The organism is Streptococcus sp. zg-86 (assembly GCF_017639855.1).
GTDB lineage: Bacteria > Bacillota > Bacilli > Lactobacillales > Streptococcaceae > Streptococcus > Streptococcus zhangguiae.
Genome location: NZ_CP072115.1, coordinates 1765598 through 1792224, shown reverse-complemented (window position 1 = coordinate 1792224; position 26627 = coordinate 1765598). Strand labels below are relative to the sequence as shown.

Here is a 26627-nt window from a genome sequence, read left to right as displayed (position 1 = left end):
AACAAAGTTATACTCGTCAAAAATTACATTCTAATCTTGTTAACTTGCCTGGATGAGTGACAGTTCAATCGGTGGTCTCGTTACCTAGTCAGATGAGAGCATAAGATAGGAATGATGGCAGATACTCTAAATGCTTGATGTTTTGCTTCTTGGAAATGATAAAGAGAAAAACGCTGATGTTCAGCGTTTTTTGAGTGGTTTTTCCATATTGGGGAGGTTGAGGTGGTATTTGATAACGAGCAAGCGGATGAGTAGGAAGATGAAAAAGAGGCTGATAAAAGTAGGGATTCGTGCTAATTTCCAGTCAAGGACAAGGATATGGTAGCTAATCCCTGTAAAAAGAGCCAGCACAGCATAGACATCTTCTTTCAAGACAAGGGGAGTCTCATTGACCAATAAATCTCGTACAATTCCTCCCCCAACCCCAGTCAAGGCCGCTAAAATCCCTGATGTCAAACCATTCAATCCTAATTCAACACCGGTGCTAGCTCCAATTAAGGCAAAGATAACCAGGCCAATTGCATCAAAGACAAGGTTGGTCTTACTAAGAAAATGATAGAGAGTCTTGTCGCGTGGGGATTCATTCTTCTTCATGATAACAAACAGGTACATGATAATGGATACAACGATTGAGAGATAGATAGAAGAAGGCTCAACAAGAGCAGCGGGAATCTGATTGACCATGGTATCCCGAATCACTCCACCACCAATAGCCGTAATCGTGGCTAGTAGTGTAATACCAAAAATATCGAGTTTCTTCTTGAAGCCCTTAATCGTTCCAGATACAGCAAAGGAAATAGTACCAATATAGTTGCAAATCAGTAGAAATAAATCGAAATCCATAGCGACCTCCACGGCTATCTTACCATAAAATGGTTGACGATTCAATGGGAAAAATAAGTTTGTGAAAAAAAGAACATATGATAAGAAATAATCCTGAAAAATTGTGAAAAAACGCACGAAGATAAGGTTTTTTCCAAATTGTGAGAAGAATGGGAAAACGGTTAAATTATTTGCAATTTGTGAATTTTTGCATTATGATAGAAGGGAAACAGAAATACTTTGGAGGAAATTATGGTATCTATTTCTAAAGAAAAACATTTAGATATGTTTTTGAAAATGCAACAAATCCGTGATGTGGATATGAAACTGAACAAATTGGTTCGTCGTGGATTTGTACAGGGGATGACTCACTTCTCAGTCGGAGAAGAGGCAGCTTCTGTTGGTGCAATTGCGGATTTGACAGATCAAGACATTATCTTCTCAAATCACCGTGGTCATGGTCAAACCATTGCCAAAGGAATTGACATCAATGCAATGATGGCGGAGCTTGCTGGAAAAGCAACAGGTTCTTCAAAAGGACGTGGTGGTTCTATGCACTTGGCCAACCTCGAAAAAGGAAATTATGGAACAAATGGTATCGTTGGTGGTGGTTATGCCCTTGCAGTCGGTGCAGCTTTAACTCAACAATATCTTGGAACAGATAACATTGTCATTGCTTTTTCAGGAGATTCAGCAACCAATGAAGGTAGCTTCCATGAGTCAATGAACTTGGCTGCTGTTTGGAATTTGCCAGTTATCTTCTTCATTATTAACAACCGTTATGGTATTTCAACAGATATTACGTATTCAACAAAAATCCCTCATCTCTACCTTCGTGCAGATGCCTATGGTATGCCAGGTCATTATGTGGAAGATGGAAATGATGTTGTAGCGGTCTACGAAAAAATGCACGAAGTCATTGAATACGTGCGTGCTGGAAATGGTCCTGCTCTTGTAGAGGTTGAATCGTATCGTTGGTTTGGACATTCAACAGCTGATGCTGGTGTCTACCGCACCAAAGAAGAAGTAGACGCTTGGAAGGCAAAAGATCCACTTAAAAAATACCGTGCTTACTTGACAGAAAACAAGATTGCAACAGACGAAGAATTGGATGCTATTGAAGCACAAGTTGCAGAAGAAGTAGAAGCGTCTGTGAAGTTTGCCCAAGAAAGTCCAGATCCAGACATTTCTATCGCTTATGAAGATGTTTTTGTGGACTAATAGATAGGTAAAGCATAAGCATAGTTATCGAAAACGATTGAAAGAGTTCCATTTAAAGGAACCAAGATTTGATATTTTCTAGGAGAAAAACATGACTGAAACAAAAGTAATGGCCTTGCGTGAAGCGATTAACTTAGCTCAAAGCGAGGAAATGCGTAAAGATGAGCGCGTATTCTTAATGGGAGAAGACGTAGGAATCTATGGTGGAGATTTTGGAACATCTGTGGGGATGTTGGAAGAATTTGGTGAAAAACGTGTTCGCGACACACCTATCTCAGAAGCAGCGATTGCTGGTTCAGCAGTAGGAGCGGCTCAGACAGGTCTTCGTCCAATTGTTGACTTGACCTTCATGGACTTTATTACCATTGCCCTTGATGCCATTGTCAACCAAGCAGCTAAAACCAACTATATGTTTGGTGGTGGTTTGAAAACCCCAGTCACTTTCCGTGTAGCTTCAGGATCAGGGATTGGATCAGCAGCTCAACACTCTCAATCACTTGAAGCATGGTTGACGCATATTCCAGGAATCAAGGTAGTGGCACCAGGTACAGCTAACGATGCCAAAGGGCTCTTGAAATCTTCTATTTTGGACAACAACCCAGTTATCTTCTTAGAGCCAAAAGCACTTTATGGTAAAAAGGAAGAAGTTAACCTTGATCCAGACTTCTATATCCCACTTGGAAAAGGGGAAATCAAACGTGAGGGAACAGACGTAACAATCGTGTCTTATGGTCGTATGTTGGAACGTGTGCTTCAAGCAGCTGATGAAGTAGCAGCAGAAGGAATTAGTGTAGAAGTGGTTGACCCACGTACGCTTATTCCACTTGATAAAGAATTGATTATCAATTCTGTGAAGAAAACTGGAAAAGTTATTTTAGTGAATGATGCTTACAAAACAGGTGGTTTCATCGGTGAAATTGCTTCTATTATTACAGAAAGCGAAGCATTTGACTACCTAGATGCGCCAGTTGTTCGTATCGCTTCTGATGACGTTCCTGTTCCTTACGCTAACATTCTTGAAAATGCAGTCTTACCAAGTGTTGAAAAAATTAAAGCTGCAATTTACAAACAAGTGAATAAAGGGTAAAAGAAAGGAAGACGGTTTTGTGATGATTCACAGCCGTCGCTCCCTTGTTTTCTAACTGAAAAGCAGGGAAAAACAGAAAGGAAGATTAGATGGCAATAGAAATTATCATGCCTAAACTCGGTGTAGACATGCAAGAAGGTGAAATCATCGAGTGGAAGAAGCAAGAAGGTGATGTTGTCAATGAAGGCGATGTCCTCTTGGAAATGATGTCTGATAAGACCAGCATGGAATTAGAAGCAGAAGATTCCGGTGTTCTTCTTAAAATTGTTCATGGGAATGGCGCAACTGTTCCTGTTACAGAAGTCATTGCCTATCTCGGAGCAGAAGGTGAAAGTGTGGATGTAGTTGCAAGTTCAGCGCCTGCACCAGAAGTAACAGAAACTGCTTCTGTTGAATCAGCTCCAGTTGCTGTAGTAGCTGCTCCGACACCAGCTGCCAAGCCACAAGGTGGTGGAAAAGTACGCGCAACCCCAGCGGCACGTAAATTAGCCCGTGACTTGGATATTGACCTTGGACTTGTTCCAGGAACAGGTGCGAATGGTCGTGTGCATAAGTCAGATGTGGAAGACTTCAAGGGTGCTGCTCCTAAAGCGACACCACTTGCTCGACGAATGGCAGCTGACAAAGGAATCAATCTTGAAGAGCTTGTTGGAACAGGTGTCAATGGTAAGATTGTCAAAGAAGATATTCTTGCAGCTCTAGCAGCGAAACAACCAGCAGCTGTAGAGCCAACTGCAGCAAAAGCAGCAGAAAAACCAGCCAAAGAATTGCCAGAAGGTGTTGAAATCATCAAGATGAGTCCAATGCGTAAGGCTATTTCAAAAGGAATGGTCAACTCTTACTTGACGGCACCAACCTTTACGCTCAACTATGATATTGACATGACCAACTTGATGGCACTTCGTAAGCAAGTCCTTGAGCCAATCATGAATAAGACAGGTTTGAAAGTTACCTTTACCGACTTGATTGGTTTAGCGGTTACTCGTACTCTTATGAAGGAAGAACACCGCTATATGAACGCATCTCTCATCAACGATGCCCAAGAAATTGAGTTGCATAAATTTGTTAACCTTGGAATTGCCGTTGGTTTGGATGATGGCTTGGTCGTGCCAGTAGTACATGGTGCAGATAAGATGAGCCTTTCGGACTTTGTTGTCGCATCAAAAGATGTCATCAAAAAAGCGCAATCAGGTAAGTTGAAAGGGGCAGAAATGTCTGGTTCAACCTTCTCTATTACCAACCTTGGTATGTTTGGTACCAAGACCTTTAACCCAATTATTAACCAACCAAACTCAGCAATTCTCGGAGTTGCTTCAACTGTTCAAACACCAGTCGTAATCGACGGCGAAATCAAAATCCGTCCAATTATGGCTCTCTGCTTGACCATTGACCACCGTATTATTGACGGTATGAATGGTGCTAAGTTTATGGTGGATCTCAAGAATTTACTTGAGAATCCATTGGAATTGTTGATTTGAGTACGAAATAACGGTATACGTTATCAGTAGAAGAGCTTTTAAACAAAATAAAGAAAGGATGTAGAACGAGTTCGTTTGATTTGAACACGAACTAAATGCTCGGAATTTAGATAGTCCTTCTTGGATGCAAACCATCCTGTGTTGGAGTGCTAAAATTCGGTCGCATTTTGACGTTCTTTGTATCATAATTATGGCAGTTGAAATTATTATGCCGAAACTTGGCGTTGACATGCAAGAAGGTGAAATCATTGAATGGAAAAAACAAGAAGGTGATGTCGTCAACGAAGGTGACGTTATCTTAGAAATGATGTCTGATAAGACTAGTATGGAATTGGAAGCAGAAGATTCAGGAATCTTGCTAAAAATCGTTCGTGGCAACGGTGAAACAGTACCTGTAACAGAAGTAATCGGCTATATCGGTGCAGAAGGAGAAGTCGTTGAAGTAGGCGCAGCTCCTAAAGCAGATGTTGCTCAAGCAACAGCAGATTTGAAAGCAGCAGGTCTTGAAGTACCAGCGGCTCCAGCTGTAGCTCCTGTAGCTCCTAAAGCAGAACTTGCAGCAGATGAATACGATGTGGTCGTTGTTGGTGGAGGTCCTGCAGGTTACTACGCTGCGATTCGTGGTGCACAATTAGGTGGAAAAATTGCTATTGTTGAGAAATCAGAATTTGGTGGAACATGCTTGAACAAAGGATGTATCCCAACCAAAACGTACCTCAAAAATGCTGAAATCCTTGACGGTTTGAAGATTGCAGCAGGTCGTGGTATCAACCTTGCTTCAACCAACTATACAATCGATATGGATAAGACAGTTGACTTTAAAAACTCAGTTGTTAAGACATTGACAGGTGGGGTACAAGGTCTCTTGAAAGCCAACAAAGTAACAATTTTCAATGGTCTTGGTCAAGTAAATCCTGATAAGACCGTGACAATTGGCGACCAAACCATCAAAGGACGTAGTGTTATTCTTGCGACAGGTTCAAAAGTATCCCGTATCAATATCCCAGGAATTGACTCTAAGCTCGTCTTGACTTCAGATGATATTCTTGATCTTCGTGAAATTCCAAAATCCCTCACTGTTATGGGGGGTGGAGTTGTCGGAGTGGAACTTGGACTTGTCTATGCTTCATACGGTACAGAAGTAACCGTTGTAGAAATGGCAGACCGCATCATCCCAGGTATGGACCGTGAAGTGTCTGTTGAATTACAAAAAGTGCTTTCTAAGAAAGGCATGAAATTCTTGACATCTGTTGGTGTATCAGAAATCATCGAGGCCAACAACCAATTGACCATCAAGTTGAACGATGGTTCAGAAATTGTTTCTGAAAAAGCCCTTCTTTCAATTGGACGTGTGCCACAATTGGCAGGTCTTGAAAATCTCAATCTTGAAATGGATCGTGGTCGCATTAAAGTGAATGCCTACCAAGAAACATCTATCCCAGGTATCTATGCACCAGGTGATGTAAATGGTACGAAGATGTTGGCGCATGCTGCCTACCGTATGGGTGAAGTAGCAGCTGAAAATGCGATTTTGGGTAACCACCACAAGGCGAAATTGGATTTCACACCAGCAGCCGTTTATACACATCCAGAAATTGCCATGGTTGGTTTGACAGAGGATCAAGCGCGTGAGCAATACGGAGATGATATCTTAATCGGTAGATGTAGCTTTACTGGAAATGGCCGTGCCATTGCTTCAAATGAAGCACACGGATTTGTCAAAGTCATTGCAGATAAGAAATACCATGAAATCCTCGGTGTTCACATTATTGGTCCGGTAGCAGCTGAAATGATTAACGAAGCAGCAACCATCATGGAAGCAGAATTGACAGTGGACGATGTAGCAGCATCTATCCACGGACACCCAACCTTCTCAGAAGTGATGTACGAAGCCTTCTTAGATGTCTTGGGAGTAGCGATTCACAACCCACCAAAACGGAAATAAGAATGGAAAGAAGTTGAGTAAGGCTCAGCTTCTTTTTCAACTACTATCAGACATTGGATGTAGATTTGACAAAAAGAATGAATAGGAGTACGCTATATCTAATAGTCGAAAATATGGAGGATTTCTTTATGAAAAAATATTTAGCTAAAGTCCTTATATTCATTTCCTTATTGTCCTTTGTAGCTGTTCCCATGAATGCTCTAGTAGCTGGTGAGGAGGCTGTTTATGTTAGTCAAGGTGGGTCAGAGTTCGAAACGGGAACATTTCGGCTAGAATTACAAGTTGGTGACAAAGGACAGATTCGTCGTCCAAATGATTCTCCTTTCAAAGATACAGTCTACTCCTTTAGTGCTATTGTAGAGGATCCTTCTATTCTCTCTTTTGATGAGCAAGGAAATTGGGTTGCCTTAAAACCAGGTAAGACACGGGTATTATTGACCTTTCCTACTTCTGATAGTGAGCAAGGAAAGAAATTTGAAGAAGAGCTGAAAGGCTCTACTGTTCCATATCAGGTTCAAGAAGTTGCTGTGTACTATGAGGTAACAGTTTCGGCAACTAATATTGCTGTAGATCAGGTGGTGTATCGTCTATATAATCCGAATAATCGCGAGCATTTCTATACGGTTAGCCAAAATGAGCGGGATACGCTAGTTCGCATTGGTTGGGGACAATATGAGGGGATAGCTTTCACATCTCCTGCAACAGGTACAGAAATTTATAGACTATACAATCCAATTTTAAAAGACCACCACTATACTAGTGACCTCAATGAAATCAAGATTTTAATCAGCCAGTACAACTGGATTAACGAAGGCATTCAGTGGCATTCTGGAGGAGAAAAAGCAGTACATCGCCTTTTTCATTCAGGACTGGTAACTGGCTCGCACCATTATACAGCAGATGAGAATGAGGTGGATACTTTACAATCGCGTGGTTGGAAGTATGAAGGTATCGCTTGGTACAGTCGGAAATAGTTTAGGTTAGTTGTATGCCATTGTTAGAGGTAATAATTGTTTCTTTTGCATGTATTTTCAAGCTGTTTTTTTAGGTAAGTTATCTAGAAGGAAAGTGTCAATCACTTGTATTTTGACAGCGTTTGCCTTATACTAGATTGAGAGCATACTCAGTAAAAATGAAAAACTGATTAGGTAACGAACCGTAGGTAGAATGAGAGTTCGGCAAGGTCAGAATTCCATTTTTAACGAGTATAAAAAAGAGGAGTACGCTATGAAATACATTGTCAATAACAGTAATGACCCTGCTTACAATATTGCCTTAGAAGCTTATGCTTTCAAGGAATTAACCGATGTTGATGAGATTTTTATTTTATGGATTAACGAGCCTGCCATTATCATCGGAAAACACCAAAATGCCATTCAGGAAATCAACAAGGAATATACAGATGCTAATGGCATCCATGTTGTCCGTCGTTTGTCAGGTGGTGGTGCGGTTTACCATGATTTGAACAACTTGAACTACACGATTATTTCGAACAAGGCAGACGAAGGAGCCTTTGATTTTAAAACCTTCTCAAAACCAGTTATTGATACGCTGGCAACTCTTGGGGTTAAGGCTGATTTTACGGGTCGTAATGACCTTGAAATTGACGGGAAAAAGATTTGTGGCAATGCTCAAGCCTATGCCAAGGGACGTATGATGCACCATGGCTGTCTCTTATTTGATGTCGATATGACGGTCTTGGGGGATGCTTTAAAAGTCAGCAAGGATAAGATTGAGTCCAAAGGTGTGAAATCCGTTCGTGCGCGTGTGACCAATATCAACAACGAATTGCCAGAAAAAATGACCGTTTTGGAATTTAAAGATGCCATTTTAAATCAGATGAAGCAAGAATACCCAGATATGGATGAATATGTGTTATCTGAAGATGAATTGGCACGTATCCAAGAAATTCGTGATACCCAATTTGGAACATGGGATTGGACATTTGGTCAGACACCCGAGTATACTGTTGAGCGTAGCGTTCGTTATCCAGCTGGAAAAATCACTACCTACGTTAAGGCAGAAAAATCCCTTATCGAATCAATTAAAATTTATGGAGATTTCTTTGGAATTGGAGATGTCTCGGATATTGAAGAATTGCTAGTCGGAACACGCTATGAGTATGCTGATGTACTAGCCAAACTCCAAACTATTGATACAACTCATTACTTCTCACGCATGACAACAGAAGAAGTCGCAAAAGCGATTGTCGCTTAATAAAAAAGGGAGCAGGACTCTGATTTCAAAGAAATCAACTGTCCTTACTCCTTTTTTTTCCTTGATTTTTTGGTGTCGCAACCTTCGATAATCTCTTTGTTAGACTAGAATTCCGAACGGGCTTATTTTCCATTTCTTCCTTTCTAACTTAGAGTTCTGTAAACACTTTTGTTATACCATTTTTTATTAGGTTCGTCTAGTTTTTTTGTGTTTTCGTCATTTGCAAGTCTTTTTGGAAAAGTTATCCTTATGACGGTAGAGATAGAGAAGGAAAGGTTCAAGTCTAAGATTGATTGCCATAGTTACTGCCTATGGCGGTTCATAAGGGTTTGGTATTAGTCAAGTAGGGGAGTTTTTGGTATGATAGAAGAGTAATTTTACCGATAGGAGAAACTATGTCAAATAATTTACTTGTTTTACAATCCGACTTTGGATTGGTCGATGGTGCAGTATCTGCTATGATTGGAGTTGCACTACAAGAATCACGGGATTTGGTTGTTCATAACTTAACACATGATATTACACCCTACAATATTTTTGAAGGGTCTTACCGACTCTTTCAAACAGTAGAATATTGGCCAGAAGGGACGACTTTTGTATCGGTGGTTGATCCAGGTGTGGGTTCTAAACGCAAGAGCGTGGTTGCTCTTACAGAGCAAAACCACTATATTGTCACCCCAGATAATGGCACTCTGTCATTCATCAAACAACACGTAGGCATTAAGGCGGTACGTGAGATTTCAGAAGTGGCGAATCGCCGTGCCAATACAGAACATTCCTATACCTTCCATGGTCGAGATGTCTATGCTTATACAGGAGCAAAATTGGCTTCAGGTCATATTACCTTTGAAGAAGTAGGACCAGAATTAAGTGTTGCAGACATCGTTGAAATCCCAACCGTTCCAACAGAAGTGGGTTCAGACTTTGTCAAAGGTGCGATTGACATCTTAGATGTGCGTTTTGGTTCTCTATGGACATCGATTACACGTGAAGAGTTTTATAGTTTAAATCCTGCCTTCGATGACCGCTTTGAGGTAACGATTTACAACAATGACATGCTGGTCTACCAAAACCAAGTAACCTATGGGAAATCTTTTGCGGATGTCCGTATCGGTCAGCCCTTGCTTTATATCAATTCCCTCTATCGTGTGGGACTTGCTATCAATCAAGGCTCATTTGCTAAGGCCTATAATGTCGGTGTTGGACAAAACTGGCATATTGAAATCAAGAAAATGAGTGTTTAGGAAAAAAGGGGAACGTTTATGAAAAATAATTCGATTAAAACAGTTGTAGCAACGGGTATTGGGGCAGCATTGTTTGTGGTGATTAGTTTAGTCATCAATATCCCTACTTTTGTACCCAATACGAGTATCCAGCTCCAGTATGCAGTACAGTCTCTTTTATCAGTCATTTTTGGTCCATTAGTTGGCTTTTTAGTTGGTTTTATCGGCCATGCACTGAAAGATTCCCTCACCTATGGTCCATGGTGGTCATGGATTCTTGCATCAGGCATTTTCGGCTTGATTGTTGGAACCGTGAAAAATCGCTTGCGTATCAGTGAAGGTGTCTTTACGACCAAGGATATTGTCTTGTTCAACGGAGTGCAAATCGTGGCGAACCTTCTTGTTTGGGGTGTCATCGCACCTGTTTTGGACATCTTAGTCTACCATGAACCAGCTAATAAAGTCTTTGTTCAAGGGTTGGTTGCTGGTGCTGCTAATGCCGTTACAGTTGCGATTGCAGGGACGATTTTGCTAGTAGTCTATGCTAAGACACAAGTGCAAAGCAATAGTTTATCAAAAGATTAGAACTTACTTGTTCATAACCTGTTCAGTGATTGCTGGGCAGGTTTTTTGTGGACATTTTCAGGCAAATAAATTGCCTTGTATCCCTCTGGCAAAGTATAATAGAAGAGTTGAATGATAAAATTCAGACAATTTTTAGAAAGAAAAGAGAGAAGAAATCTTATGGCAAAAGATATTCGTGTCTTACTGTATTACAAATACGTTCCGATTGAAAATGCGCAAGAATTTGTGGCGGAACACTTAGCATTTTGTAAATCAATCGGCTTAAAGGGTCGTATCCTTGTAGCGGACGAAGGAATCAATGGAACCGTTTCGGGTGATTATGAAACAACTCAAAAATATATGGACTATGTCCACTCGCTTCCTGGTATGGAAGACCTTTGGTTCAAGATTGATGAAGAAGAAGAGCAAGCCTTCAAGAAAATGTTTGTTCGCTACAAGAAAGAAATCGTTCACTTGGGCTTAGAAGACAATGATTTTGATAACGACATCAACCCGCTTGAAACAACAGGTGCCTACCTATCACCAAAAGAGTTTAAAGAAGCCCTCTTAGATGAAAATACAGTGGTTCTTGATACACGTAACGACTACGAATATGACCTCGGTCACTTCCGTGGTGCCATTCGCCCAGACATTCGTAATTTCCGCGAGTTGCCGCAATGGGTTCGTGATAACAAGGAAAAATTCATGGACAAACGAGTGGTGGTTTACTGTACAGGTGGTGTCCGCTGTGAGAAATTCTCTGGTTGGATGGTGCGTGAAGGCTACAAAGATGTTGGTCAGTTGCATGGTGGAATTGCAACCTATGGAAAAGATCCAGAAGTTCGTGGGGAGCTTTGGGATGGTAAAATGTATGTCTTTGACGAGCGCATCGCTGTTGATGTCAACCATGTAGATCCTGTTGTTGTCGGTAAAGATTGGTTTGATGGAACACCATGTGAGCGCTATGTCAACTGTGGCAATCCATTCTGTAACCTTCGTCTCTTAGCATCAGAAGAAAATGAGCATAAATACCTCCGTGGTTGCTCACACGAATGCCGTGTTCACCCACGCAATCGCTATGTAGCAGAACATCAGTTGACACAGGCAGAAGTAGCCGAACGCTTGGCTGCTATTGGTGAGACGCTTGATGAAGTAGTAGCACAATAAAATAGAATCATTCAGTTTTAACATCTACCAGGTCGTTAACTTATCCTGTGCTTCGTATGAAATTAAAATGAAAAGATTCTATCAGATGTGGAAAAGAGGAGGCTGGGACAAAAGTGTCCAGCCTTGCTTCTTTTGTAGCTTTAACAGTTTGACTTATATCAATCGTCAGGGGAGTGATGATTGATATCTGAGCTTGGAAATCAAAAAGCGAGAATTGTCTGGTTTGTAAAACGTTGATAAAGAGGCTAGCGAACTATTCTTCGCTAGCCTTATTTCCAACCTTTCACAATTCTCAATTGTGAAAGCTAATCAACCTTGCGGATGGGGGTAAACTAATCCAGAGGATTATTTCAGAATGTAGACAAACCTCACAATTCAGAAAAACAGTACAATGATATTTCATTTTCTGTGGTTTTAAGGTTAGAAAATTTGCGAGCGTAGCGAGCACAATACCGCCACCTCTGCCGTGCTAAAAGTAACAGAAAACGTTCATTTAATAACGTTTTCTGTCACTCGGCATCTTCGAGACCTTAGACTCGAAGATGAATCATGGAATTCCGAAGGAAGTCGCTGATGTCCGAAAGCACATGAGGATGGTGGCAATAAAAAGACTTTTTCTTCAAGCTGAACTAATCCAGAGGATTATTTTAGCCCGAACCTAGAAATAAAGGAGTGAGGATAATCGATTTCTACGAAATCACGATTGAGTCCCACTCCCTGTTTCCTTTTGTAAAATCTATAACTCTTTATATCCAAAAACTATGCGGAAATAACTAGAATCTATGGTAAAATAAAAGGATAGGAAACGGTTTACACGAATGAGTAAAATCAGCTGTGCAGAAGAAATGAGATAAAAGTAGTTATGAAGAAAGCGATCATTGAGTTTGAAAAATTTAGTTTTAAATATCATGCGCAACAAGAGGCGACCTTGCATGATATCGATTTGACCATTTACCAGGGCGAAAAGGTCTTAATAGTGGGACCGTCAGGGTCTGGAAAATCAACGCTCGGTCAATGTTTGAATGGGATTATTCCGAATATCTATAAGGGGACAAAAACAGGAGCACTCCGCATTTATGGCAAGGATGCCTTTGACTTGTCTATTTATGATAAATCATTACTGGTTAGTACGGTCTTGCAAGATACAGATGGCCAATTTATTGGCCTTAGTGTGGCTGAGGATTTGGCATTTGCACTTGAAAATGATGTGACTCCAATCAATACCATGCGCGACCGCATTCAACTATGGGCTAGCCGTTTGGAGTTGCATAAGCTCCTCAGTCATCGGCCACAGGATTTGTCGGGCGGGCAGAAACAACGAGTGAGTATAGCCGGTGTCTTGATTGACGAAAGTCCGATTTTACTTTTTGATGAACCTTTGGCTAACCTTGATCCAAAATCTGGTCAAGATACGGTGGATTTGATTGATCGTCTGCATCAAGAACAAGGCACGACAACCATTATCATTGAACATCGTTTGGAAGATGTCTTGTATCGTTCGGTGGATCGAATTATTTTGGTGAATGACGGCCGTATTGTCTACAACGGAGATCCAGACACTCTTCTTCGGACTTCTTTATTGTTTGAAAATGGTATCCGTGAGCCGCTTTATCTTACAACCCTTCGTCAGTTAGGCTATGATGTGACAAGAGAAGATTCGCTTACATCTGTAGATAACTTGAGTTTAACGGATGTAGCTGTCGGAAATCTACCTGAAATGGTCCTTTCTCAGGCTCAACCAGCTCCACTTCTTGAAGCCAAACATCTCAGAGTTGCCTATGGCAAAAAAGAGATTTTAAAAGATCTAACTCTTACGATTCGTCAGGGAGAACGGCTTGCAATTATTGGAAAAAATGGGGCAGGAAAATCGACTCTTGCCAAAGCCTTATGTCAATTTGTGGCGGTTTCTGGTGAAGTTCTCTGGAGGGGTCAGTCTATTCAGGGAGATTCGATTAAGGAGCGTGCAGAACGTATTGGTTATGTCTTGCAAAATCCCAATCAAATGATTAGTCAGACCATGATTTTTGATGAGGTGGCTCTAGGGCTTCGCTTGCGCGGGGTTGCCGAAGAAGAAATTACACAGCGAGTAGGGAAGGTACTACAGACATGCGGTTTATATGCCTTTCGTAAATGGCCAATCTCAGCCCTCTCATTTGGGCAGAAAAAGCGGGTTACCATTGCGTCAATCTTGGTGCTCAATCCAGAGATTATTTTACTAGATGAGCCAACTGCTGGGCAAGATGAACGCCATTATACAGAAATGATGGACTTCTTAGACGAATTGAATCAACAGGGTCATACGATTATCATGATTACACATGATATGCAGCTCATGTTGGACTATTCGGATCGTGCGGTAGTCTTGGTAGATGGTCAGATTGTGGCAGATGCCCCCCCAGCTTCTATTTTGAGCAACCCAGAACTGATTCAGCTTGCAAATTTAAAAGAAACCAGTATTTTCCACTTAGCGAAACGTTTAGGGGTGGATGCGCTTGCTTTGACCCAATTTTATATGGAAAGAGAAAGGGGATAGTAGATGAAAGGAACAAATATTATCGGCTATCGAGCTGGTGAAGGGGTCATTTATGAGATCTCAGCCGTTAGTAAACTGGTCTTTTTCCTTATCGTATCAGTAGCAGCAATGGTAACCTATGATACTCGGTTGATACTTGCTATTGCCGTCTTTTCGCTCTCTCTCTTTAAATGGTCAGGAATCCGTATAAAAGATGTTTCCTTCGTTTTTATTGTGACTACTATTTTTGCAATTATGAACGCCCTAATGGTCTATCTATTTGCACCACAGTATGGGGTTGAACTGTATGGGGCGGAGACAATCTTGTGGTCAGGAATTGGGGCTTATACGTTGACCAGTCAAGAATTATTTTATCTCTTAAATCTTCTCTTGAAGTATTTTTGTACCATTCCGTTAGCGGTTATCTTTTTAATGACAACTCATCCTAGTCAATTTGCTTCGAGCCTAAATCAACTCGGTATTTCCTATAAGGTAGCTTATTCAGTCAGTTTGACCATGCGCTATATTCCAGATATTCAAGAGGAATTTTATACCATTCGAATGTCCCAAGAAGCACGAGGTGTTGAGTTATCTCAGAAAGGAAAACTTCTGGACCGAATTAAGGGAAATCTGTCCTTGGTGATTCCGTTAATCTTCAGTTCCTTGCAGCGGATTGATACCATTTCAACTGCTATGGAACTCCGCAGGTTCGGTAAAAATAAAAAAAGAACGTGGTATACCTACCAAGCTCTTGGAAAAAGAGATTATATCGTCTTATTGATTGCGGTGAGCATTTTACTCTTGACAGTAGCATTATTTGTTATCAATGGCGGACGTTTTTACAATCCGTGGAAGTTATAAATCGGTATAGACTAAGCTTTTAATTAGCTTATAGTTGATTTGGTGTTTGTCATACTCGCCAAAAATCATATTAGACTAGCATGAAAAAGAGTGAAGGGCATCAATATGATGTTTCTTCACTCTTTTGGTTTTATAATGGTCGTTTGTTGGGTATTCCTGCTTTTCGTGGGTATTTATTTGGGGTTTCTTTTTTCTTTTCTACAATAGTTAGAGTCCGTGAATCGCCATTTGGCAATGCATAATCTACGTTTTCAATGACCTTAGCAAAGAGAAGATTCAAGGCATTTTTTGCTTCAAGCAATTCGTCTTCTGCATGTGAAGCCTTTAGAGCAAGCAATTTACCATTTATCTTGAGAAAAGGAATCGTTAGTTCTGCCAAAATTTGCATACGGGCAACTGCTCGAGCCGTAACGATGTCGTATTGCGCACGGAAATTCTTGTCTTGAGCAAAGTCCTCAGCCCGCCCATGGTAGAAATGAACTCCTGTTAATCCTAGTTCTTGAGCAAGGGTGGTTAGGAATTGAATCCGTTTATTAAGAGAGTCAATAATGGTGACCTCTAGGTTTGGAAATAAAATTTTCATCGGAAGGCTTGGGAACCCTGCACCAGCTCCTATATCTAAGAGACGAAGCGGTTCATTTGGAAGATGACCTTGTAGGATAGGGGCCAGCGAATCATAGAAATGCTTGAGATAGACTCCTTCTTGATCGACGATGGCCGTTAAGTTAATCTTTTCATTCCATTCCACAAGGCGGCTAAAATAAAGGGCAAATTGCTCTTTTTGCTGGTCAGTTAAGGCAAATCCTTGTGCCTCTAAAGTTGTGTAAAATTCTTCTGGTTTCATTGTTTTATCTGTTTCTAACTAAGTGGGATAGGTGTTGGGTAGGATAAAGAAAGGAGTGAGGAAAGTCGCTCTTCAGGAAATTACGACCTTGTCCTACTCCAATTGTTTTACATGTGATTATTGAGATGAACTTTGCTCAGCTGTAGGAGTTGTTGTTCCTGGTTGCACCTGTTCGGAACTTTGGCTAGGTGTTATCTCTGTTGAACTACTGGTCGTTGTACTAGTTGTCTCGGTAGTACTGGAACTAGTTGAGCTAGCAGGGGTATAGGTGTATTGCGGATAGTTTCCTTCTAAGTATAGATAAGCACCATACTGATAAAGACCATTAGGCATTTCCCAATCTTCAGCTGTATCAAGAGGATTTAGATAGGCCATCATGCTGCGGTAAACATTGGCAGCAATAGGGATACTATCATCAAGAACAGGCGTTTGTCGATTTGTATAGCCTGTCCAAACAGCCATGGCGTATTTTGTTGTATAGCCGACAAAGTTTTCGTCTGGAACGACTAATGAACTGTAGTTGGCTGCTTCATTAGTCGCTAAAATTGTTTCCATTTCGGCATTCGGATAGTTAGATGTTCCTGTCTTTCCTGCTTGGGGCAGACCCGGAATTGCAGCGTTTAAGCCGGCTCCATAATTTAAGACACTCTTCATCATATCCGTCATCATATAAGCTGTTTCAGCTGTCATGACACGTTTGCCTTCTGCAGCAAAATCCTTAGTAGTACCATCGCTAAAGACAACTTTATTCACATATTGAGGTTTATAGTAAGTACCACCATTTGCAAATGCAGCATAGGCTGCAGCCATCTTTTCGCTACTTGCTCCGTATTTGGAACTAGCATCAGTTGTGTTACTTGAGATAGCATTGGAGTACAACATTTGTGGGTAGGAGATTCCTAGACTATTTAAAAATTTATGGGATTCTTCTAGTCCGACCAATTCCAATGTTTTCACAGCAGGGACATTTCGTGAGTATTGAATAGCAGCTTTTAAGGTCATTGAACCAAAGTAGCTACGGTCCCAGTTATAAACAGGAGTGGTAGAAGCAGGGTAATTATAAGGGGCATCCACTAGTATCTCAGCGGTCGATTTAAAAATACCATTTTCTAAAGCAGGAGCATAATCTGTGATTGGTTTCATAGTTGAGCCAAAGTCACGATTTGTTTCAACGGCTTGGTTGGTCCCAAAGGATACGTTGGCTGCTTGATTTCGAGAGCCAAGTTGGGCAATGACGTGTCCGTTTGTGACATCAACTACCGTAGAAGCTACTTGAAATTCATCATCTGGATACTGGACGTAGGCATTGGAATTATAAATGTCCCAGAGCTGTCTTTGAGCATCAACATCCACATTTGTGTAGACATCCATTCCTGTTGTCAGGAGATTATAGCCAGTAGTTGCTTCAACTTCTTCAATAACTTGCTTGAGGTAATTATCCATGTAGGGAGGATAAGCAGCTGTATTGGTTAGTTCTTGAAGTCCGTCTGTGATAGGTGTTAGAATAGCAGCTTCGTACTGTTCTTCTGAGATGTATTTTTGTTCCAACATTTGGTGTAAGACTAAATCACGACGGTATTTAGCCGCATCAGGTTGCGTATAGGGATCATATTGGTTGGGCGCTTGTGGCATTCCTGCCAAAAGAGCTAGTTGCGGAAGAGAAAGATCCTTTAATTCTTTTCCGTAGTAGGCTTTCGCAGCCGTCTTCATGCCATAATTTCCGTTCGCCATAAAGACCTTGTTGATATAATAGGTCAAAATTTCTTGTTTGGTATTTCGCCGTTCCAATTGAAGGGAAAGCCAAGCTTCCTGAATTTTACGCTTAATGGTTTGGTCGTGGGTAGAGGTTGAAAAGTAGGTTAATTTAATAAACTGTTGATCTAGGGTAGACCCTCCTTGGAGACGTCCACCTTTTAAGTTATTGACAAATGACCCTGCAATTCGAATCACATCAATTCCACGATGATTGAAAAAGCGTTGGTCTTCAATCGCAACAATGGCATTAACCAATTCTTGGGGAATTTCAGAGGTTTTTGCATTGGAACGCTTCTCTGAACCAAGATCTGCAATGAGATGATTGTCTTTATCGTAGATTTTGCTTGAAACAGTAGCTGTCAAAGCTTCTTCTGATAATGTTGGGGCAGATTTCACGTAGTAGAGTACTAAAGCTGCAACTGCCAAAAATACACAAATGAAACTAGCGAGAGCAATATTGGCCAGTATGACCGATATTCTTTTAAGGTTTGGTTTTTTCACGATTTTCACCACCTAATAAATTTTTTTCAACGATTTCTAAATAGGGGAGGCTTGGATAACCGCCCATTTCTATCTTATAGCCATGTTGTCGAATATAGGTAATCGGCATGGATTTTTTTCCATTTTCCACCCTGTAAAAATCAATGAGGGCAGCAGCAGGAAGAAGATAGGTTTCTTTTAGAGTTGAAAAGTGAAGGAGTACAAAACAAATTCCTTTTTGCTGAAGGACTTGAGTCATATGCTCAATCTGATGCGAATGGAAATTTTTCATTGGCATCGCAGTTTTTTGTCGTGTTTCTTTGGCCTCAAAGTCGATATAGTGACCTTGGTACACTCCTGAATAGTCAGTCGTAGATGCTTGTCTAAAATAAGCCTCGACGATTTTAGCCCGACTTCGTTTTGGATAATCCACTTTCACGATTTGGACAGGGGTAGGCTTTTTATGAATGACGGCATGACCATGGGCAAGATAGTATTGATTGCTATCGTTGATGGCAGCTTCAAAGGACATACCACGATTGGCAAAATCTACTTGTTGATGCAAAGAAAGGGAATTGGTTCTACTGACCTTTTTTCTAACCTGATGAGGATAATTGACCATAGAACTCCTTCTTGATAAAATAAAATCATTATATTATACCATAACATAGGAAAAGAGTTCAAGTAATGCACATTAACAGTATCTTGGTTATTGGCTATCGCCATACAGATTTAGGAATCTTTTCAGATAAGGATCCAAAACTAGCAATTATCAAAAAGGCTATCCGAGAAGATTTGATTCGCTTGTTAGAAGAAGGGGTAACATGGTTTATCTTTACGGGGAATCTAGGTTTTGAATACTGGTGTTTAGAGGTGCTGAGGGACTTGCAAGAAGAAGGCTATGAGTGCCAATTAGCGACCCTGTTTTTGTTTGAAAATCATGGAGAAACATGGAATGAAGCCAATCAGATCAAACTGGCTCAATTTAAGTCCGTTGATTTTATCAAAATGATTTATCCACGCTATGAAAATCCGAGTCAATTTCGGCAATACAATCAATTTTTAGTGGATAATACAGACGGAGTGTATCTCTTTTATGATACTGAAAATGAAACCAACTTGAAGCATCTCTATCAGGAAATCTTGCGAAAAGAGGGGTATAGTCGAAAAACGCTTACTTTTGAACGCTTGAATGAAGTGGCTGAAAATTTTGAAGAATTTGAGTGATATGACTTGATTTTTCCCTATATTTTTTCATATAATAGTCTTAATGACGTTTTAGAAGATAGAGGTGTGGCAAATGGCAAGTATTAAATTTACGACGAAAGATATTTTTGAGCAAGATTTTAAGATTGGGTTTCGTGGGTATGAACCAGATGAAGTAAATGATTTTCTAGATGATATCATGAAAGATTATGATGCTTACGAGGCGATTATCAAGGAGTTAAAAGGAGAAATTGCGCGTCTGAAAGCGCAGTTGGCAAACGCCCCGAAAGCTACTACATTGCCAGTAGAAGATTCTGAAACGTTACGGACAGAACGAACAACTTCTGCGACGAATTTTGATATTTTACGTCGTTTGAATCGTCTTGAGAAAGAAGTGTTTGGCAAGCAAATTGCTCAGGAAGATTAAGGTAGTGTATTTTTGCAATTTTTGGATAATCGCATGGTAGTTGGCTATCATGAGGAAAGTCCATGCTAGCACCGGCTGTGATGCCGGTAGTGATTGTGCTAGGCGAATCCATAAGCCTAGGGACGTAGTGATACGTTACGGCGACTCAAACAGCTAAGTCGTAAGATATGCTCGAGTAGGTCTGAAAGTGCCACAGTGACGGAGTTTTTATGGAAACATAGAAAGTGGAACGCGGTAAACCCCTCAAGCTAGCAACCCAAATTTTGGTCGGGGCATGGGAAAGTCGGAAACAGAACGAACTTTCCTGACTGTGCAAACAGTAGACAGATGATTATCGAAGGTGGTAGTGCCTAGTACCACTGGAACAAAACATGGCTTATAGAAAATTGCATATATAGGTAGGCTAGCTTTGCTAGCTTTTATTATCGGAGAATCATGAAAAAAAGTTTTACATTTATTGCAACAGCTGCTGCGGGACTAGAAGCTGTAGTTGGAAAAGAAGTCCGTGAATTGGGCTATGATTGTCAGGTTGAAAATGGTCGCGTTCGCTTTGAAGCGGATATTGAGGCTATGATTAAAACCAATCTATGGCTCAGATCGGCAGATCGAATTAAAATTGTAGTCGGTAGTTTCAAAGCCAAGACATTTGAAGAACTCTTTCAAGGAGTATTTGCCCTTGATTGGGAAGAGTATTTGCCTTTGGGATGTAAATTTCCTATTTCAAAAGCCAAGTGTGTCAAATCAACCTTACACAATGAGCCAAGTGTTCAGGCGATTTCTAAAAAAGCAGTTGTCAAGAAGTTACAAAAGCATTTCTCACGACCAGAGGGTGTTCCATTACAGGAAGTAGGAGCAGAGTTTAAGATTGAGGTATCGATTTTAAAAGATGTTGCGACTATTTTAATTGATACGACAGGTTCTAGTTTGTTCAAGCGTGGTTACCGTGCGGACAAAGGTGGTGCGCCAATTAAGGAAAATATGGCGGCTGCGATTTTACAATTGTCTAACTGGTATCCAGATAAACCCTTGGTCGATCCAACTTGCGGTTCAGGAACTTTCTGTATCGAGGCAGCGATGATAGCACGAAATATTGCGCCAGGTCTATACCGTTCTTTTGCCTTTGAAGAATGGAATTGGGTAGATGCTTCTTTGGTAGAACAAGAAAGAAAAGCAGCACGTGAGGCTATTCGTTCGGATGTAGAATTGGATATTTCAGGTTTTGACATTGATGGCAGAATGGTTGAAATTGCTCAGAAGAATGCCCTAGCTGCGGGTGTTGAAGGCGATATTATCTTTAAGCAAATGCGTTTGCAGGATTTTCGTACCGATAAGATAAATGGTGTCATTGTCTCAAACCCGCCCTATGGAGAGCGGCTGTTAAATGACGATGCGATTCGTACACTCTATCGTGAAATGGGCGAAACATTTGCACCTCTAGCAACCTGGTCTAAATTCATTTTGACCAGTGATGAACAATTTGAACAGCGTTATGGTAATCAAGCAGACAAAAAACGCAAATTATACAATGGAACATTGAAGGTTGACCTTTATCAATTCTTTGGTCAGCGTGTTAAGCGAGCGGTGAAAGAGTAGGAAGAAACATGGCAGAAAAGATGGAAAAGCATACGGAACACCCAGATGATGAAGAAAAAATCTTGGAATTTGAAAAAGCAAAACAGTTGACGGTTGGCCAAGCCCTTCGGAAACAAGAAGAAATTAAGGCGGGTGTTACCGAAGAAGATAGTCTGTTAGATCGGTACATCAAGCAGCATCGTGAAGAAATTGAATCGAAAAAGTTTGAGACCCAGCAGTATCTTCCGCTTGATGCAGATGAGAATTTTCAAGTAGAAGAAAATCTTGAGGAGACCTTTGAATTTCAACCAAATCAATCGATTGAAGGAGCTGTAGATGCCTTGGCTTTTCATAAGGTAGTTTCAGAGGAAGAACCTGAAGTAGCTTCTCTTCCAGATCCCGAGACAGCTGAGTTTAATCAGTTTGAGGAGGAAAAAACTTCTCGTAAACCAATTATCGTTTGGAGTGCCTTAGGTGTACTGTTTGTTGGAGCATTAACAATGGCCTTTCTTTGGGCGAAACATGCTGAGCAAACGAACTCTGAATCTTCTACTTCTTCTACTTCAGCGAGTCAAAGTAGTAGCTCTCCTGCAAAAGATACAAATCTGGTGGCATTTGATGCCCTATATGCGAGCTTTTTTGCAGATAAGGGACAGACAAAGTTAAAAAATAGCGAATTTGGAAAGTTAGCAGAACTTAAAAAAGTCTTGGATAAACTGGATACCAAGTCTTCTGCTTACCAAGCAGCTAAGAAAAAGTATGACCAGTTGGAAGCGGCTATCAAGGCTGTTCAAGGGATCAATGGCCAATTTGATAAGCCAGTGCTTGTAGATGGGGAACTGGATACTAGTGCAACAGTGAAAGAAGGAGAGAGCCTGTCACCTATCGCTACGGGACTAGATGCTGTAGATGCCAAATTGACAGCAGCTATCAATCTAGGGCGGTCACAACAAACGGCAACCTCTGTGTCTGGATCCCCAGTGGCTCCAGTAGCCCCTGCTCCTTCAGCTGAGACAAGCAATGAGAGTCCAGTAGAGACTTCAGCTGCCATTAGTGGGACAGTTGGTCAGGTTGTTGTGGGAAGTCATCCTCTTTATGGGATGGCGATTCCGGCAGGAGTGACTCTTCAACGCAATCTAAGTCGTGTACCCTATGATCAAGTGAAGATTGCAGATGCAACTAATTCTGCTTGGAGCTTTAATCCTGGCATTCTTGAACACATTATTGCGGTATCGCAAGAACGGGGATACATTTCAGGATACAACTATATTTTAGAGCCGGTCAATATTATCAATGGTAATGGATATTATAATCTATTCCGACCAGATGGAACCTATCTCTTCTCAATGAATGCGAAGACAGGATATTTTGTTGGAAATGGTGCCGGTTATGCGGATGATTTGGATTATTAAAAAGCGGAATAACTTTCAAGTTTGCTATGAAAATCTTGATTGTTCTTGCCATTATAGTGAATTGAATAAAGCTTAAGACATCGTTCAGTCGCTTTGATGAACGTCAGTTCTATCTGCAGCTCCTTGTCTTGTTCTATTCCTTTCTCAATCCACTATACAATCCTATTCGTGTTATCTGTCAGGTATAAGAAAAAGAGATTGGAGCGAACTACTCCTCTGTCGTTAGATGTTCTGTCTAACGACAGAGGAGTGGCATATTGCCCAATCTCTTTGATTTAGAAATATTAAACCGGATTTCGTTCGAAGGGGTCATCGGAAATGCCTTGTGATAGGATTAATTTGGCCCATTCTTTGGCGGAAAAGAGGCTGTGGTCCTTATAGTTACCACAGGATTCGATGGTTGTACCAGGAACATCTTCCCATTTTGTTACTTCTGCAATTTCTTCCAAGCAAGATTTGATGACCTGTGCAATCTCAGTAGTAGAATGAGTCCCCCACATAATCATGTGAAAACCTGTTCGGCAGCCAAATGGTGAGCAATCAATCAGGCCGTCCATTCGTTTTCTGATGAGAAGAGCCAGTAAATGCTCAATGGTATGGAGTCCAGCAGTAGGAATAGCGTCTTCATTTGGTTGGACAAGACGGATATCATAATTTGAAATGACATCACCCTTAGGCCCTTTTTCTTCTGAAATCATGCGGATATAAGGTGCTTTAACGATGGTATGGTCCAATTCAAAGCTTTCAACTAGAACTTCTTTTGTCATAATATTCCTCCTTTTGTTTCAAAATGATTATAACATATTTTTGATTTGGAGATTGTGAAATGGATGAAAATATGATAAAATGAAAGAAGATTTTTAATCTAAAAAATAAATAAAAAAAGAGGTGGAAAAATGACTGCACTATCTATTGGTGTTGCTCTTGTTTCCGCTCTCATTGGTTTAGTTATTGGTTATCTAGCGATTTCTTTAAAAATGAAAACTGCAAAAGAAGCTGCAGAATTAACACTTTTAAACGCTGAACAAGAAGCAAGTAATATTCGAGGCAAAGCTGAGCAAGAGGCAGATCAGTTGATGATTGTTGCGGAACGTGACCGTCAAACCTTGAAAAAAGAATTGCTTTTAGAGGCGAAAGAAGACGCTCGAAAATATCGTGAAGAAATTGCGGCAGAATTTAAGTCAGAGCGACAAGAATTGAAACAAACGGAAGCGCGCTTGACAGAACGTGCAAGCAGCTTAGACCGTAAAGACGATAATTTAACAAATAAAGAAAAAGCTTTGGAGCAAAAGGAGCAATCCCTTACAGATAAGTCTAAACACATTGAAGAGCGCGAAGAAGAGGTCGCAAAATTAGAAGAGCAAAAGGCTCTCGAATTAGAACGGGTAGCATCGCTCACTCAGGAAGAAGCACGTGATTTAATTCTAACGGATACACGTGATAAGATGACCCATGAAATTGCCACTCGCATAAAAGAAGCAGAGCGAGAAGTCAAAGAACGGGCTGATAAGACAGCCAAAGACTTGTTGGCTCAAGCAATGCAACGGATTTCTGGTGAATATGTGGCAGAGCAAACGATTACCTCCGTTCATTTACCAGATGATACCATGAAAGGTCGGATTATCGGACGTGAGGGTCGAAATATTCGGACTTTTGAAAGTCTGACAGGGATTGATGTGATTATTGATGATACGCCAGAAGTGGTTGTCTTATCTGGATTTGATCCAATTCGCCGTGAAATTGCCCGCATGACCATGGAAGCTCTATTGCAAGATGGTCGGATTCATCCAGCTCGTATCGAAGAATTGGTTGAGAAACACCGTGTTGAGATGGACAATCGCATCCGGGAATATGGTGAGGCAGCAGCTTATGAAATTGGTGCACCAAATCTTCACCCAGATTTGATTAAGACTATGGGACGCTTGCATTTCCGCACATCTTATGGTCAGAATGTACTGCGTCATTCGATTGAAGTAGCAAAATTAGCTGGTGTGCTTGCGGCAGAACTCGGTGAGAATGTCAATATGGCTCGCCGCGCAGGTTTCTTGCATGATATCGGGAAAGCTATTGACCGTGAGGTGGATGGAAGCCATGTTGAGATTGGAACAGAATTAGCTCGTAAATATAAGGAGCATCCAATAGTGGTCAATGCAATTGCGAGTCACCACGGTGATGTTGAAGCGACAAGTACAATTGCGGTGATTGTTGCAGCAGCAGATGCCCTCAGTGCAGCTCGTCCAGGCTCACGTCGTGAATCGATGGAAGCCTATGTGAAACGTCTCCAAGATTTAGAAGAAATTGCCAATAGTTTTGATGGCATCAAGCAAGCCTATGCGATTCAGGCTGGTCGTGAGGTACGTATTATTGTTCATCCAAATATTGTCAATGATGATAAGATTACCATTTTGGCCCATGATATTCGTGAGAAGATTGAAAACAATCTCGATTACCCGGGTAATATCAAGGTAACAGTTATCCGTGAAACACGTGCAACGGAAGTTGCTAAATAAGAATTAGAAAGATTAGTTTTTAGGAGCTAGTCTTTTTATTTTCACTAAAACATCCAAAATAGGATTTTATACTCCCCAATTTGTAAAATTAAGTTAGACAAAAACATACTAAGATTAGTAGTGAGGAAATCTCCGACGGGAGAGAGTACTCACTACTTTTTCGTTATGTTTATGTTAAAGTAGAGGTGTCTTGTTAAGTCGTAGGGCTTTTTGACGCTAGACGTCGAGTATTGAAATAAAACAAGGAATCAAACAAGATAAAGAGGTAGTATCATGCGTACAGTGTGAGTAAAACAAGTTCAGAAGTGGTAATTCTAGTCAACGGTGAGAAGGTTCATGGCTATACCATGCCTAGTGATGCCATCGACTTCACTAGGTTGTTGGACGATTTGAAAACTGTCCACACCCCTGAGATTGTCTTTGAAGCGACAGGCGTCTATTTTCGTCGTCTTCAGGCTTTTCTTGAGGAAAATGGCTACGCCTATACGCGTCTCAATCCGCTGGAAGCTAAAAAGCAACTGGACAGCCTACGTGTCCGTAAAACCGACAAAATTGACGCTGAAAAGTTAGCACAGTCTCAATTTGTACTGAATCGAAAACCAACTTACATCCAAGAGGAAACCTATCAAGAGTTGCGTTCCCTAAGTCGCTTTTACAAGAATCTGACAGAAGATATTGTCCGTACAAAGAACCGTCTCCACAAGGTCTTGCAGGTCACTTTTCCAGAGTTAGAAAGCCTCTTATCAACACCAACTGGCGAACAGTACTGGAACTTGGTCATGGCTTTTCCGTGTAAAGAATTTGTGTTAAGTTTAACTCAAAGTCAGTTAATCGATAGCATTCGTCAATCTACGACTAAACGTATTTCCGAAAAGCGTGTCGCTTCCCTTGGCAAACTAACTGACTGAACTTGCCAAACAGTCCTATTGTGCTGTCAAGAAAACCTCTCCAATGATGGAAGAGGTCCGTTACTATGCACAAGAATTGCTCAGGCTATCTAATCGGAGACAAACTGTTTTGGATGAAATGGTCACATTCGCTCGGCCATTACCAGAATATGAGATCCTTCTCTCTATTCATGGAATAGCGGAAACCACAACAACATCTATCATTGGCGAGCTTGGGGACATTCGTCGTTTTAGGTCTGCCAATCAAATCAACGCTTTTAGCGGTGTGTTCAAGAAAGAAAATCTTCCATGGAAGGGGAAACGAAAACCGAATAGGAATAAGGAAATGTGGGGAAAACAAGCATTTCGTAGAGGAATTCGGGAACGGGCTGAACTTTATCTAACATTTGATAGGGAATTTGGCCACAGCAAAATGA

21 protein-coding genes, 1 other RNA gene and 2 pseudogenes are annotated in these 26627 nt (G+C 40.9%); 19 read left to right on the top strand and 5 right to left on the bottom strand.

What is annotated here, in order from left to right:
• Nucleotides 1-180 precede the first annotated feature (180 nt).
• Nucleotides 181-843 carry a trimeric intracellular cation channel family protein gene (locus J5M87_RS08385; RefSeq protein WP_154608891.1) on the bottom strand — a complete coding sequence of 221 codons (663 nt, stop codon included), beginning with the start codon at nt 841-843 and terminating at the stop codon, nt 181-183.
• Between the two features lie 231 nt (nt 844-1074).
• Between J5M87_RS08385 and J5M87_RS08380 the strand changes: the two genes are divergently transcribed.
• The 11 genes from J5M87_RS08380 (at nt 1075) to J5M87_RS08330 (ending at nt 15097) form a co-directional block, all read left to right on the top strand.
• On the top strand, nt 1075-2043 hold the full coding sequence (locus J5M87_RS08380) for a thiamine pyrophosphate-dependent dehydrogenase E1 component subunit alpha (RefSeq protein ID WP_154608892.1): 969 nt from the start codon (nt 1075-1077) through the stop codon (nt 2041-2043).
• Between the two features lie 91 nt (nt 2044-2134).
• A complete protein-coding gene (locus J5M87_RS08375; protein ID WP_067086971.1) occupies nt 2135-3130 on the top strand; it encodes an alpha-ketoacid dehydrogenase subunit beta in 996 nt (331 codons plus the stop codon).
• Nucleotides 3131-3219: 89 nt separating this feature from the next.
• Nucleotides 3220-4608 (top strand): dihydrolipoamide acetyltransferase, encoded by a 1389-nt coding sequence (locus tag J5M87_RS08370; protein ID WP_154608893.1) that lies wholly within the window; start codon nt 3220-3222, stop codon nt 4606-4608.
• 190 nt (nt 4609-4798) lie between these two features.
• Complete coding sequence (gene lpdA, locus J5M87_RS08365) at nt 4799-6553, top strand: dihydrolipoyl dehydrogenase (RefSeq protein ID WP_154608894.1); 1755 nt, start codon at nt 4799-4801, stop codon at nt 6551-6553.
• Between the two features lie 128 nt (nt 6554-6681).
• Nucleotides 6682-7527, top strand: a complete 846-nt coding sequence (locus tag J5M87_RS08360; RefSeq protein WP_154608895.1) for a hypothetical protein — start codon at nt 6682-6684, stop codon at nt 7525-7527.
• 253 nt (nt 7528-7780) lie between these two features.
• On the top strand, nt 7781-8770 hold the full coding sequence (locus J5M87_RS08355; RefSeq protein WP_154608896.1) for a lipoate--protein ligase: 990 nt from the start codon (nt 7781-7783) through the stop codon (nt 8768-8770).
• Between the two features lie 395 nt (nt 8771-9165).
• A complete protein-coding gene (locus J5M87_RS08350; protein WP_154608897.1) occupies nt 9166-10014 on the top strand; it encodes an SAM hydrolase/SAM-dependent halogenase family protein in 849 nt (282 codons plus the stop codon).
• Between the two features lie 18 nt (nt 10015-10032).
• On the top strand, nt 10033-10578 hold the full coding sequence (locus tag J5M87_RS08345; RefSeq protein ID WP_154608898.1) for an ECF-type riboflavin transporter substrate-binding protein: 546 nt from the start codon (nt 10033-10035) through the stop codon (nt 10576-10578).
• 159 nt (nt 10579-10737) lie between these two features.
• Nucleotides 10738-11724, top strand: a complete 987-nt coding sequence (gene trhO, locus J5M87_RS08340; RefSeq protein ID WP_154608899.1) for an oxygen-dependent tRNA uridine(34) hydroxylase TrhO — start codon at nt 10738-10740, stop codon at nt 11722-11724.
• Between the two features lie 862 nt (nt 11725-12586).
• On the top strand, nt 12587-14257 hold the full coding sequence (locus J5M87_RS08335) for an ABC transporter ATP-binding protein (protein WP_154608900.1): 1671 nt from the start codon (nt 12587-12589) through the stop codon (nt 14255-14257).
• A 3-nt stretch (nt 14258-14260) separates the two neighbouring features.
• Entirely contained in the window at nt 14261-15097 is an 837-nt protein-coding gene (locus J5M87_RS08330) for an energy-coupling factor transporter transmembrane component T family protein (RefSeq protein WP_154608901.1), read from the top strand.
• A 130-nt stretch (nt 15098-15227) separates the two neighbouring features.
• Here the strand turns inward: J5M87_RS08330 and rsmG are convergent, their stop codons facing one another.
• The 3 genes from rsmG to recU form a co-directional block, all read right to left on the bottom strand.
• Complete coding sequence (gene rsmG / locus J5M87_RS08325) at nt 15228-15941, bottom strand: 16S rRNA (guanine(527)-N(7))-methyltransferase RsmG (RefSeq protein WP_154608902.1); 714 nt, start codon at nt 15939-15941, stop codon at nt 15228-15230.
• A 117-nt stretch (nt 15942-16058) separates the two neighbouring features.
• Nucleotides 16059-18197 carry a penicillin-binding protein PBP1A gene (gene pbp1a / locus J5M87_RS08320; protein WP_160463300.1) on the bottom strand — a complete coding sequence of 713 codons (2139 nt, stop codon included), beginning with the start codon at nt 18195-18197 and terminating at the stop codon, nt 16059-16061.
• Nucleotides 18178-18798 carry a Holliday junction resolvase RecU gene (recU, locus tag J5M87_RS08315; protein WP_154608903.1) on the bottom strand — a complete coding sequence of 207 codons (621 nt, stop codon included), beginning with the start codon at nt 18796-18798 and terminating at the stop codon, nt 18178-18180. Before recU ends, pbp1a begins: the two co-directional genes overlap by 20 nt.
• Before the next feature lie 71 nt (nt 18799-18869).
• Here recU and J5M87_RS08310 point away from each other — a divergent pair, with 71 nt between their 5' ends.
• The 5 genes from J5M87_RS08310 (at nt 18870) to J5M87_RS08290 (ending at nt 22793) form a co-directional block, all read left to right on the top strand.
• Complete coding sequence (locus J5M87_RS08310; RefSeq protein WP_160463301.1) at nt 18870-19403, top strand: DUF1273 domain-containing protein; 534 nt, start codon at nt 18870-18872, stop codon at nt 19401-19403.
• A gap of 73 nt (nt 19404-19476) precedes the next feature.
• Complete coding sequence (gpsB, locus tag J5M87_RS08305; RefSeq protein ID WP_154608905.1) at nt 19477-19809, top strand: cell division regulator GpsB; 333 nt, start codon at nt 19477-19479, stop codon at nt 19807-19809.
• Between the two features lie 17 nt (nt 19810-19826).
• Nucleotides 19827-20193, top strand: an RNA gene (rnpB, locus tag J5M87_RS08300) — RNase P RNA component class B.
• 51 nt (nt 20194-20244) lie between these two features.
• Entirely contained in the window at nt 20245-21402 is a 1158-nt protein-coding gene (locus J5M87_RS08295; RefSeq protein WP_154608906.1) for a THUMP domain-containing class I SAM-dependent RNA methyltransferase, read from the top strand.
• Nucleotides 21403-21410: 8 nt separating this feature from the next.
• The gene (locus J5M87_RS08290; RefSeq protein WP_230082381.1) at nt 21411-22793 is read left to right on the top strand and encodes a cell division site-positioning protein MapZ family protein; all 1383 of its coding nucleotides are present in this window, start codon (nt 21411-21413) and stop codon (nt 22791-22793) included.
• Nucleotides 22794-23077: 284 nt separating this feature from the next.
• On the opposite strand, the gene J5M87_RS08285 is transcribed toward J5M87_RS08290, so the two are convergent.
• Nucleotides 23078-23560 (bottom strand): S-ribosylhomocysteine lyase, encoded by a 483-nt coding sequence (locus tag J5M87_RS08285; protein WP_154608907.1) that lies wholly within the window; start codon nt 23558-23560, stop codon nt 23078-23080.
• A gap of 129 nt (nt 23561-23689) precedes the next feature.
• On the opposite strand from J5M87_RS08285, the gene J5M87_RS08280 reads away from it, so the two are divergent.
• The 3 genes and pseudogenes from J5M87_RS08280 to J5M87_RS09910 all read left to right on the top strand — a co-directional run.
• Nucleotides 23690-25303 (top strand): ribonuclease Y, encoded by a 1614-nt coding sequence (locus J5M87_RS08280; RefSeq protein ID WP_154608908.1) that lies wholly within the window; start codon nt 23690-23692, stop codon nt 25301-25303.
• A gap of 284 nt (nt 25304-25587) precedes the next feature.
• A pseudogene (locus J5M87_RS08275) lies at nt 25588-26479 on the top strand (IS110 family RNA-guided transposase); the annotation flags it as partial.
• Nucleotides 26474-26617: pseudogene (locus J5M87_RS09910) on the top strand (IS30 family transposase); the annotation flags it as partial. The pseudogenes J5M87_RS08275 and J5M87_RS09910, both read left to right, overlap by 6 nt.
• Nucleotides 26618-26627 lie beyond the last annotated feature (10 nt).